The sequence below is a fragment of the Arenimonas metalli CF5-1 genome (genome assembly GCF_000747155.1).
Lineage (GTDB): Bacteria > Pseudomonadota > Gammaproteobacteria > Xanthomonadales > Xanthomonadaceae > Arenimonas > Arenimonas metalli.
In genome coordinates this window covers 65,558-75,890 of sequence record NZ_AVCK01000004.1, presented here as the reverse complement: position 1 = coordinate 75,890, position 10,333 = coordinate 65,558, and the positions used below count along the sequence as shown (strand labels likewise).

At 69.0% G+C, this 10,333-nt stretch carries 10 protein-coding genes; 3 read left to right on the top strand and 7 right to left on the bottom strand.

Annotated elements, in window-relative coordinates; all coding sequences use genetic code 11:
- From N787_RS14580 to N787_RS01730, 3 genes are all read right to left on the bottom strand, one after another.
- Positions 1-148, bottom strand: a 148-nt coding sequence (locus N787_RS14580; RefSeq protein ID WP_156968866.1) for a PilW family protein, incomplete at its 3' end; no start/stop codon positions are given.
- Positions 145-597 (bottom strand): type IV pilus modification protein PilV, encoded by a 453-nt coding sequence (gene pilV, locus N787_RS01735; protein ID WP_034210320.1) that lies wholly within the window; start codon positions 595-597, stop codon positions 145-147. The genes pilV and N787_RS14580, both read right to left, overlap by 4 nt.
- A 20-nt stretch (positions 598-617) precedes the next feature.
- Positions 618-1,232, bottom strand: a complete 615-nt coding sequence (locus N787_RS01730; protein WP_052575030.1) for a GspH/FimT family pseudopilin — start codon at positions 1,230-1,232, stop codon at positions 618-620.
- 151 nt (positions 1,233-1,383) lie between these two features.
- On the opposite strand from N787_RS01730, the gene N787_RS01725 reads away from it, so the two are divergent.
- Positions 1,384-2,400 carry a sensor histidine kinase gene (locus N787_RS01725; protein ID WP_034210318.1) on the top strand — a complete coding sequence of 339 codons (1,017 nt, stop codon included), beginning with the start codon at positions 1,384-1,386 and terminating at the stop codon, positions 2,398-2,400.
- Positions 2,401-2,422: 22 nt separating this feature from the next.
- Here N787_RS01725 and ppnN read toward each other — a convergent pair whose 3' ends face one another.
- The 4 genes from ppnN to grxD form a co-directional block, all read right to left on the bottom strand.
- Entirely contained in the window at positions 2,423-3,808 is a 1,386-nt protein-coding gene (ppnN, locus tag N787_RS01720; protein WP_034210316.1) for a nucleotide 5'-monophosphate nucleosidase PpnN, read from the bottom strand.
- A 200-nt stretch (positions 3,809-4,008) separates the two neighbouring features.
- A complete protein-coding gene (locus N787_RS01715) occupies positions 4,009-7,218 on the bottom strand; it encodes a TonB-dependent receptor (RefSeq protein ID WP_034210314.1) in 3,210 nt (1,069 codons plus the stop codon).
- A 238-nt stretch (positions 7,219-7,456) separates the two neighbouring features.
- Positions 7,457-8,215, bottom strand: coding sequence for an SDR family NAD(P)-dependent oxidoreductase (locus tag N787_RS01710; RefSeq protein ID WP_034210312.1), 759 nt, complete (start codon positions 8,213-8,215; stop codon positions 7,457-7,459).
- Positions 8,212-8,535, bottom strand: a complete 324-nt coding sequence (gene grxD, locus N787_RS01705; protein ID WP_034210311.1) for a Grx4 family monothiol glutaredoxin — start codon at positions 8,533-8,535, stop codon at positions 8,212-8,214. Before grxD ends, N787_RS01710 begins: the two co-directional genes overlap by 4 nt.
- Before the next feature lie 110 nt (positions 8,536-8,645).
- Between grxD and sodB the strand changes: the two genes are divergently transcribed.
- Both sodB and N787_RS01695 read left to right on the top strand, forming a co-directional pair.
- The gene (gene sodB / locus N787_RS01700; RefSeq protein ID WP_034210309.1) at positions 8,646-9,224 is read left to right on the top strand and encodes a superoxide dismutase [Fe]; all 579 of its coding nucleotides are present in this window, start codon (positions 8,646-8,648) and stop codon (positions 9,222-9,224) included.
- The gene (locus tag N787_RS01695; RefSeq protein WP_052575029.1) at positions 9,224-10,267 is read left to right on the top strand and encodes an ABC transporter ATP-binding protein; all 1,044 of its coding nucleotides are present in this window, start codon (positions 9,224-9,226) and stop codon (positions 10,265-10,267) included. Before sodB ends, N787_RS01695 begins: the two co-directional genes overlap by 1 nt.
- Positions 10,268-10,333 lie beyond the last annotated feature (66 nt).

Genomic DNA, 10,333 nt, shown 5'->3' with positions numbered 1-10,333 from the left:
CCCTATAGGTGCGCTTGTTCGAGACGAAGATGCCGCCGGCCGCGGCGATCACCAGCAGGCCGATGATCATCGCGATCATCAGCTCGATCAGGCTGAAGCCCCTGGCACCGACGGGGGCGCGTACAGCGTGGTTGCGATTGGCATTCATATCCGGCTCGTCGTCGTCAGGGTTTCGTTGGCGTCACCGCCCGTCGCGCGGGTGTCGTTCCAGCGGATGGTGATGGTGCAGATGCTGGCGGCGCAGGCGATGCTGCCGCAGGCGGTGTCACCCATCGTTTCCTTGATGGAACTTATCCAGATGGAGCGGTCCTGCTCGACCAGGGTGGTGCCGGCGCCGGGGATGTCGCAGGTCATGCCGAGGTTGTACGAGTTGGCACGGGCCGCGGTGGCGTTGGCGCGCATGGCGTCGAGCATCGCGTAGCTGAGCACGGTGGCCTGGGTGCGATCGAAGGCGCTCTGGCTGTTGCGCAGTGTGACGGCCTGCATCGCGGCGATGCCGAGCAGGCCGACGCCAAGGATGAGGACGGCGATCAGAACCTCGATCAGGCTCAGGCCTGACTGCCGGTTAGAGGCGAGCGAGTGGGTTGGGCGTTTCATTCAAGCAACTCCTCGGCGGCTCAAAGATTGGCGGGGGCGGCGCAGGCCGCACTGGCCGCGGGCGGGGCGACGGAGACGCGCGAGCCCGAGAGCCGGACAAGCCGGGCGTTATTGGGCGGCTGCGTGGCCGGGACGCAGACCTGCACCGTGCCCGCGAGGATGGTGCGGGCGTTGCCGGGGCGAGCCAGGCCGTCCGGGCGGAAGGTGATGCGATGGGCCGGCGTGGCGCCCGAGATCGCGGCGCTGACCTGCACCTGCGCGGGCACCTCGACCGTGGTTTCGCGCAGCAGGGTGTCGGCCGCGCCCACTTCACCGTTCCGGTCGGTGTCCACGAAGGCGATGTGCCGGCCCCAGTTGGTGCCGGCGCAGGTGGTGCCGTTGGTGCTGGGGCAGACCACGACGCGGGTGTTGCGGCGCAGCGCCTCCATCCGGGCGAGCTGCATGCCGGCCAGCACCTCGTTGGCTCCACCGGAAAGGCGGTTGTTGATGGTCATGATCCGGAAGTTCGGCAGCGCGATGGCGGTGACGATGCCGATGATGATGATCACCACCATGAGCTCGAGCAGCGTGAAACCCGACGACGCGCGGACGGGCGCCGGGCGCGGGGAACGTGCATTGGTTGGCTGTTCGGTCATGGGGAACCCCAGGTTTCCAGAGGATGAAGGTAGGTCGGCCCGCCGCCCGGCGCCAGCGGCTGCCGATGGACGGGTGATTCCGGGCCCTGAGTGGCCCGGGGGCCCCGGACGGCCTCGGGCTGGCATTATCAACCGGAACGGAGAGACCGCAATGACCCCGAACGAGCCCCGCCCTGCCCCCATCGAGCTCCTTTGGCAGCCCCCGGGCATCGCCGGGATGGTGGTGGCGGGCCAGGCGCTGGCCCTGCTGCTCGCGCTGGCCCCCGGGGTCGCGGGCGACCGCTGGATCTACTTCGGGCTGGCGTCGCTGGTCATCCAGTGGATCATCCTGCTGACCCTCGCGGGCACCTACCTGCTCCGCCGCCCGCTGCTGCGCTGCGGGGCCATCGGCCAGGCCTGGATCGCCCTCGCCCTGCTGATGGCGGCGACCTGGGTCACCGGCGGGCTGGCGGCGTGGCTGTTTCCCTACGGCGGCCGGGATGACGGCGCCCTCGCCGGCGTGGCCCGGATGTCGGGCATGGCCCTCGCCGTCGGCCTGCTTGGCCTGGCGGCCTTCCAGAGCGTCTGGCGGGCGAGGCAACTGGCCGTGCGTGCCAAACAGGCCGAGCTCGAAGCGCTGCAGGCGCGCATCCGCCCGCATTTCCTGTTCAACACGCTCAACACCGGCGCCGCGCTGGTTCACGCCAGGCCGCAGGACGCCGAACAGTTGCTGCTGGACCTGGCGGACCTGTTCCGGGCCGCCCTGTCCGGGCCGCACAACCTGGGGCTGGGCGAGGAGCTGCAGCTGGCGCGGCGTTACCTCGAGATCGAACAGCTACGGTTCGGCGAGCGCCTGCGGGTGCACTGGAGGCTTCCGGAGCAGGTCCCGGACGTGATGATCCCGGCCCTGTCGATCCAGCCGCTGGTCGAGAACGCCATCCGCCACGGCATCGAGCCGTCGCCCAAGGGCGGGCGGGTGGACATCGAGGTGGCGCCGGGCCCCGGCGAAGTCCGGGTGGTCATCAGCAACGACCTGCCCGCCGCGGGGGCGCCGGCCCCGGCCGGGCACCGGGTCGGCCTCGCATCCGCCCGGGAGCGGATCCGGGCACTGAGCCAGGGTCGCGGCCACCTGCACACCCGCGTCCAGGATGGCCGCTACATCGCCACGGTGACCCTGCCCCTGCCCTGAAAAGGCCCGCCCGCGGAACGGGTCAGTCGTTGGCGACCTGGTAGCAGGGCTTGTAGCTGCCGCTGATCTTCATGCGGCGCTGGGCCACGAAGGCCTTCAGCAGACCGTCCAGCGCGCGCATGATCTCCTTGTCGCCGTCGATGATGTACGGGCCGTGGCGCTCGATCTCGCGCATGCCCTCTTCCTTGACGTTGCCGGCGACGATGCCCGAGAAGGCGCGGCGCAGGTCGGCGGCCAGCAGGTGCGGCGGCTGGTCGCGATGCAGCTTCAGGCCGGCCATCGCGGCATGCGTCGGCGGGAACGGGCGCTGGAATTCCTCGGGCAGGTGCAGCGACCAGTTGAAGAAGAACGCGTCCTGCTCCTTCAGGCGGTGCTCGCGCACCTTGCGGATGCCCTCGCGCATCACCTTGGCGACCTCGGCGGCATCGTCGACGATGATGCGGTAGCGCGAGGTCGCGGCCTCGCCGAGCGTGAGGCGCAGGAACTGGTCGATCTGCTCGAAGTAGGCGGCGGACTCGGCCGGACCGGTGAAAATCAGCGGGAACGGCAGCTCGGCGTTGGCCGGGTGCAGCAGCACGCCCAGCAGGTACAGGATTTCCTCCGCGGTGCCAACGCCGCCCGGGAACACGATGATGCCGTGGCCCAGGCGCACGAAGGCTTCGAGGCGCTTCTCGATGTCCGGCATGATCACCAGGTGGTTCACGATCGGGTTCGGCGACTCGGCGGCGATGATGCCGGGCTCGGTGATGCCGATGTAGCGCGGGCGGCTCTGGCGCTGCTTGGCGTGGGCGATGGTGGCGCCCTTCATCGGGCCCTTCATGGCGCCCGGGCCGCAGCCCGTGCAGATGTCGAGGCCGCGCAGGCCCAGCTGGTAGCCGACCTTCTTGGTGTAGAGGTATTCGTCGCGGCCGATCGAATGGCCGCCCCAGCACACCACCAGGCTCGGGTTCTGGTACGAGCGCATCACGCGGGCGTTGCGCAGGATCTCGAACACGGCGCTGGTCATGCCCGGGCCGGTGTTGAGGTCGAACTTGTTGCTGCCGCTGACCTCGATCGCGTTGTAGGCGATGTCGCGCACCACGGCGAACAGGTTCTCGGCGATGCCGCGGATGATCTCGCCGTCCACGAAGGCGCTGGCGGGGGCGGCCTTGAGCTCGATCTTGATGCCGCGGTCCTGCTGCTGCACCTCGATGTCGAAGTCCGGGTAGCGCAGCGAGGCGGCGCGCGGGTCGTCGGAGTCGCTGTCGGTGGTGAGCACCGCCAGCGCGCAGCGGCGCAGCAGTTCGCGCAGGCCGCCGGTGGAGGCATCGGCGAGGCGGGCGACTTCGTCGCGGGAAAGGATGTCCAGGCCGCCGCGCGGGGAAATGCGGGTGTTGACGGTGGCGGGGAGGTCTTGTTGCTCGGTCATGGGGCTGGCTTTCGTCTGTCGTCGTCGTTGGACCGCCGACTCTACCACCGCCACGTGATGCCCCTGTAGGAGGGCCTTCAGGCCCGAAGCCTTCCGCCGAGAAGCTTCGGGCCTGAAGGCCCTCCTACAAGGGTGCAAAAGAAAACGGCCGGCGGTTTCCCGCCGGCCGTTCGTCTCACGCCAGGTGGCGCGGGTGTGGCTTAGAACTTGTAGCGGAAGCCCAGCTGCAGCGACCAGCGCGAGATGCCGCGGTCGTCGTAGAGGCGCGCCTGGTCCGGATTGTTGAAGCGATAGACGTACTTGCCGGTCGCGGCGTCGATGCCGCCGTACTCGACCACGCCGCGGCTACCCGGGAAACCGATTTCCTCGATCTTGCCCCAATCCTTGTTGATCAGGTTGCCGACGTTGAGGATGTCGAGCCAGATCTCGGAGCGGTGGTCCTTGAAGAAGCCCGGCAGTTCCTGGGAGATGCGCAGGTCGAACTGGTTGACCCAGGGGTTCTGCGCTTCGTTGCGGCCCACGACGCGGCCACGGTTGGCGTTGAGGTAACCGTCGTTGGCGACGAAGGCCCAGAACGCGGCTTCCTCGGCGGCGGAACCGAACAGGACGTCACCCGGACCGGTCGGCACGTACAGCAGGTCGTTGCCGAAGCGGCCGTCGCCGTTGGCGTCGTTGTCGAACACGTAGCTGAACGGGCGGCCCGAACGGCTCTCGGCGAACATGGAGACGCGGGTCTCGTAGTCACCGAAGAAGGCGCGCTCCCAGTTGATGCTGGCCGAGAAGCGGTCCTTGATCTCGTAGGCCGAGGTCGCGGAGACCTCTTCGTTCGGGTTGAACGTGTTGATGTTGCCCCACTGCGAACCGGAGGTGGAGCTGGTCAGCGGGCTGACTTCCTCGGCGTTGGTGAAGGTGTAGGCCGCGGTCCAGGAGAAGCCCCAGTCGCCCTTCGGCTTGCTGAAGGACAGGCTGAGCTGCTGCGACTCACCCTTGCCGGTCGGGCGGGCGATGATCGCGTCGGTGAAGCCCGGGTTGGCGTTGAAGCGGCTGCGGGTGCCGGCCGAGCCCGGCGCGGTGCCGAACTGGTTCCAGCTGGCCGGGTTGCGGCCCGCGGCGTTCCAGTAGATCTCGCGGCCGTCCTGGCCGATCGCGGTCGGCGCGCCGAGGTTGAGCTGCTGGTAGAAGATCGCTTCCTTGACGTTCGCCAGGACCACCTCAGCCGACATCACGATGCCCGACCAGGGCAGCTCGTGGTCGAACGCGAGGTTGGCCTTCCACACCGACGGCTGGCCCAGGTCCGGATCGACGAAGTCGATGGACTGGGTGCCCTGGCGGGCTCCGGTCGGGACGAGGACCAGCTGGCCGTCCGGATCAGCCACGAAGCAGCGGCCATCCGGCGTGGCGCACGGCGGGGTACGACCACTGGTGAACAGGTAGTCGATGTAGCCGAAGCCGGTGTTGGTGAACGGGTTCGACAGCCAGACGTTGGCGGCCGAGCCCTGGAACAGGCCGAAACCACCGCGCAGCTGGGTCGGACGGTCCGCGTCGAAGGTGTAGTTGAAGCCGAAGCGCGGCTGGAACAGGCCGTTGCCGTCGATCGTCGAGCTGTTGTCGAAGCCGAACGCGGCCTGGGCGGCGGCGTTGTAGGTCGGCGCCTCGTCGATCATCGGCTCGTCGTAGCGCAGGCCGAAGGTCAGGGTCAGGTTGTAGTTGACCGCCCAGGTGTCCTGCACGAACAGGCCGAGGTTCTCGATGCCCCAGATGGCCGCCGTGTTGTCACGGTCGCCACCCGCCGGGTGGAAGTACTGGAAGCGGCTCGGGCGACCGGTCTGGAAGTCGGCGATGCTGTTGAAGGTGTAGACGCCGTTGCTGCGGCGGCCGAACAGGTTGTAGATGTCGTTGTTCTCGTAGTCCACGCCGAACTTGATGGCGTGGTCACCGGCGTACAGGTTGCCCGCGAAGAAGGCGTTCCAGGTCTCGGTCTCGAGGATGTTGGCGTGCGTGTTCTCTTCGGTGCCGAGGTTCACGGTGGCGTTGCCGATGCGGATGGCCACGGCCGGCAGGTTCGTCACCGGGGTGCGCACGGCCGAGTAGTCGCGGTAGGAAACCTTGGCTTCGGTCGAGAAGTTGTCGGTCCAGTCGCTGAACAGCTGCGCGGTGTAGGTGTCGAAGGTGAAGTCACGCTGGTAGGCGTAGCTGCTCAGGGCGATGGCGTTGTTGCCGAAGCCCGGGTAGTTGGCCACGCTCTGGTCCGAGGTGCCGACGCGGAAGTTGGCGCGCTGGGTGTCGGTGATGTTCCAGTCGATCTTCAGGCCGTACTCTTCGCTGGTGGTGTCGGCGCCGCTGACGCCGTACTCACCCGCGTCGAAGCCGTAACCCTGGGCGATCTGCTGGATCTGGGTGATGTCGGCCTGGCTGACGTTGACGATGTTCGACGCGCCGGAGCCGATCGGGCCGAAGCTCGGGCCCGGGGCGCCCTGCTCGTACTTCTCGTAGTTCAGGAAGAAGAACAGGCGGTCCTTGATCAGCGGGCCACCGAAGGTCATGCCGTAGGTGGTCTCGTCCTCGAAGCCGCTGAAGTCGGTGCCGTTCTCGTTGTCACGGATCATCGAGTTGTCGCGGTACAGGCCGTACACGCTGCCGGCGAAGTCGTTGGTGCCCGACTTGGTCACGGCGTTGATCACGCCGCCGGTGCCGCCCGAGATGGTGACGTCGTAGTTGGCGACCGAGATGGCGATTTCGTCGATGACGTCCATCGAGAACGGCTGCTTCGGGGTCGGCAGGCTGTTCGACTCGAGGCCGAAGCTGTCGTTGGTGCTGATGCCGTCGATGCGGATGACGTTGTAGCGCGGGTTCTGGCCGCCGACGGAGATTTCGTTGCGCGACTTGTCGGTCTGCACGACGCGGGGGTCGATGCGGGCGTAGTCCTGCAGGTTGCGCTCGATCGAGGGCAGCGCGTCGAGCTGGTCGCGGTTGACGTTGGTGCCCGCGCCCATCTTCTCGGAGCTGAAGATCTCGTTGGAGACGGCGGTGCCGGTCACTTCGACGGCGGCGAGCGTCGCGGCGCCCTGGCCCAGGGTCGCGTCGACCGAGGTGGTGTCGGCGAGCTGCAGGTAGACGCCCTCGCGGACCTCGGACACGCCGTCCTTGACGATGGTGATCGTGTACGGGCCGCCGACGCGCAGGCCGCGCGCAGCGTAACGGCCGTCGGCCGTGGTGGTGGCGGTGCTCACGGTGCCCGAGGGCACGTGCAGGATGGTCACCTGCGCGCCGGCCACCGGCTGGGAGTCGGCGGCGACGATGCGGCCACCGACGGAAGCAGACGTGTTCTGGGCGAACGACGGCGCGGCGGCGAGCGCGATGGCCAGGCCGAGGGAGAGCTTCGACAGCCGAACCCGGTTGCGATTGGTCATGGTTTTGAACCCTGAGTTTATGAGTGACTAAGAGGGAGTTGCGGCATCCCGCCGCGGCGCCTGACGGGCCAGGTGCCTGTATTCCTTGAAATCGCTTGCCAGGTTGGGTGTCCCCTGCGGACCCGGGCAATAACAAGAGTTTAACACGGTACCCCGGTCACATGTCATTCAGGTGACAGAATCGCTTACCGGGGCAGCGGCACCGGCCGGTCCGGCCGGCGGGCCGGGAGGGCGGCGGTCAACCCGCGGCGCGGGGGGCGAACACCTGGCCCCGCCAGGCGGCGCCGGCCGGGGACAGCAGGTGGACGCAGGCCGGGGCGTAGGCCGCCGGCGCCGGCACCCGCAGCTGGGCCTCGTCGGCGTAGGCGCGGGCCCGCAGGTCGGTGCGCATCGGGCCGGGCTCGAGGGCGCTGACCCGCACCGGGGTGGCGTCGGTTTCGGCGCTGAGCTGGCGGACCAGGGCCACCAGGCCCTGCTTGGCCAGGCCGTAGGGACCCCAGTAGGCCTTGCCGACCCGGGCCGGATCGTCGGTGACGAAGACCACGGCGCTGTCGCCGGCCTTTCGGAGCCAGGGCAGGCAGGCCTGGGTCAGCAGCCAGGGCGCGGTCAGGTTCACATGCAAGGCGCGGACGAAGTCCTCGGGCGGAGTGGCCTCGAGCGGGGCCAGCCCCTTGAACTCGGCGGCACAGTGCAGCAGGCCGTGCAGGCCGCCCAGCTCGCCGGCGATGCGGGCGGCCAGCTCGGCGTAGTCGGCCGGGTCGGCGCCGGCCAGGTCGACCGGGTACAGCGCCGGCTCGGGGCCCAGCGCCTTCACCGCGTCGTAGACCCGGTTGAGCTTGGGCACCTTGCGGCCGAGCAGGACCACGGTGGCGCCGGCCCGGGCGCAGGCCTTCGCGGCCTCGGCGCCGAGGCCGCCGTGGGCGCCGGTGACCAGCACCGTGCGGCCGGCCAGGGCCTGGTCGGCCACGGCCGGGATCGGCGGCGCAGCCTCACTCATGCCGGCTTCTGGGCCTCGGAGACCATGCGCGCCAGTTCACCGCTCTCGAGCAGCTCGACGGTGATGTCGCAGCCGCCGATCAGCTCGCCGTTGATGAAGAGCTGGGGGAAGGTCGGCCAGTCGGAGTAGCGCGGCAGGTTGGCGCGGATCTCCGGATCCTCGAGCACGTTGATGCTGTGGAAGCGCGCGGCGCCGGCGTTCTTAAGCGCCTGCACCGAGCGGCTGGAGAAGCCGCACATCGGGAACTGCGGCGTGCCCTTCATGAAGAGCACGATCGGGTGGCCTTCGACCTCGGCCTTGATACGGTCCATGACGCTCATGTGAAGCTCCGTTCCATCGGCGGGCCCGGGACGGGCGCGCGAAGGGCTAGAATTATACGGCCAACGCGCCGCCCGCCGGCGCCCCGCCCACACGAACGGAGAATTCCCCCATGGCCATCGAACTGCCCGCCCTGCCCTACGACCGCACCGCCCTCGAGCCGCACATCTCGGGCGAGACGATCGACTTCCACTACGGCAAGCACCACCAGGCCTACGTCACCAACCTCAACAACCAGACCAAGGGCACCGAGTTCGAGGGCATGGACCTGGAAGCCATCGTGCGCAAGGCGCAGGGCGGCATGTTCAACAACGCCGCGCAGGTCTGGAACCACACCTTCTACTGGAACTGCCTCAAGCCCAACGGCGGCGGCGAGCCGACCGGCAAGCTGGCCGAGGCGATCAACAAGTCCTTCGGTTCGTTCGCGGCCTTCAAGGAGCAGTTCACCCAGACCGCGCTGACCACCTTCGGCTCCGGCTGGGCCTGGCTGGTGCAGCGCCCGGACGGTTCGCTGGCCCTGGTCAGCACGCCGAACGCGGCCACCCCGCTCACCGGCACCGACACCCCGCTGCTCACCTGCGACGTCTGGGAGCACGCCTACTACGTCGATTACCGCAACGCGCGCCCGAAGTACGTCGAGGCGTTCTGGAACCTGGTGAACTGGGACTTCGTCGCCGGCAACATGGCCTGATGACGGCCACGCCCCTGCTCGCGATCGACGGCCTGTCCTGCAGCCATGCAGGACAACCGGCGGTGCGCGGGCTGGGGCTGACGCTGCAGCCCGGCGAGCTGGGCTGCCTGCTCGGGCCCAGCGGCTGCGGCAAGACCACGCTGCTGCGCGCCATCGCCGGCTTCCATGCGCCGGATGCGGGCACGCTGTCGCTGCGCGGCAAGGATGCCCGGGCGCTGCCGCCTGAAAAGCGGGGCCTGGGCTTCGTGTTCCAGGACCTCGCGCTCTTTCCCCACCTCACCGTCGCCGACAACGTCGCCTTCGGGCTGCACGGCCTGGCGCGCGACCTGCGCCGCGGCCGGGTGCTGGAAACGCTTTCACTGATTGGCCTCGACGGCCTCGCGGATCGCTATCCGCACGAACTCTCCGGCGGCCAGCAGCAGCGCGTCGCGCTCGCCCGCTCGCTGGCGCCGCGCCCCGACCTGCTGCTGCTAGACGAACCCTTCTCCAGCCTCGATGCCGACCTGCGCGGCCGCCTGCGTGACGACCTGCGCGCGGTGCTCAAGCGCCTGGGCATCGCCGCGCTGCTGGTCACGCACGACCAGGAGGAAGCCTTCGTCTTCGCCGATACGGTGGGCGTCATGCAGGCCGGTGTGCTGCTGCAGTGGGCGCCGGGCTTCGAGCTCTACCATCGCCCGGCCACGCCCTTCGTGGCGTCCTTCGTGGGCGACGGCCGCTTCCTCGAGGCGCGGGTGCTGGAAGGCAACCGCGTCGCCACGTCGCTGGGCGAACTGCCGGTGGCCGCTGCCCTACCCTACGCCGTCGGCAGCGCCGTGCGCGTGCTGCTGCGGCCGGACGACCTGATGCCCAGCGACGACGAGGGCATCGAGTGCGAAGTGCGGGCCGTGGCCTTCCGCGGCGCCGAGTCGCTGCACACCTTGGTGCTTGCCGACGGGACCGCGCTGACCGCGCTGTTTCCCAGCCACCAGCAGCGCGAGCCCGGGCAGCGCGTGCGGGTGAAGCCCGACCTCGCCCACGTCGTCGTCTTCCCCGCCGCCGATTGACCCGCGCCTGTAGGAGGGACTTCAGTCCCGAAGCTTTTCCGCGAAAGGCTTCGGGACTGAAGTCCC

Excerpts from the sequence above, each read along its gene's own strand:
- pilV (WP_034210320.1), bottom strand. The coding sequence starts at position 597 with ATGAAACGCCCAACCCACTCGCTCGCCTCTAACCGGCAGTCAGGCCTG.
- N787_RS01730 (WP_052575030.1), bottom strand. The coding sequence starts at position 1,232 with ATGACCGAACAGCCAACCAATGCACGTTCCCCGCGCCCGGCGCCCGTC.
- N787_RS01725 (WP_034210318.1), top strand. The coding sequence starts at position 1,384 with ATGACCCCGAACGAGCCCCGCCCTGCCCCCATCGAGCTCCTTTGGCAG.
- ppnN (WP_034210316.1), bottom strand. The coding sequence starts at position 3,808 with ATGACCGAGCAACAAGACCTCCCCGCCACCGTCAACACCCGCATTTCC.
- N787_RS01715 (WP_034210314.1), bottom strand. The coding sequence starts at position 7,218 with ATGACCAATCGCAACCGGGTTCGGCTGTCGAAGCTCTCCCTCGGCCTG.
- N787_RS01710 (WP_034210312.1), bottom strand. The coding sequence starts at position 8,215 with ATGAGTGAGGCTGCGCCGCCGATCCCGGCCGTGGCCGACCAGGCCCTG.
- grxD (WP_034210311.1), bottom strand. The coding sequence starts at position 8,535 with ATGAGCGTCATGGACCGTATCAAGGCCGAGGTCGAAGGCCACCCGATC.
- sodB (WP_034210309.1), top strand. The coding sequence starts at position 8,646 with ATGGCCATCGAACTGCCCGCCCTGCCCTACGACCGCACCGCCCTCGAG.
- N787_RS01695 (WP_052575029.1), top strand. The coding sequence starts at position 9,224 with ATGACGGCCACGCCCCTGCTCGCGATCGACGGCCTGTCCTGCAGCCAT.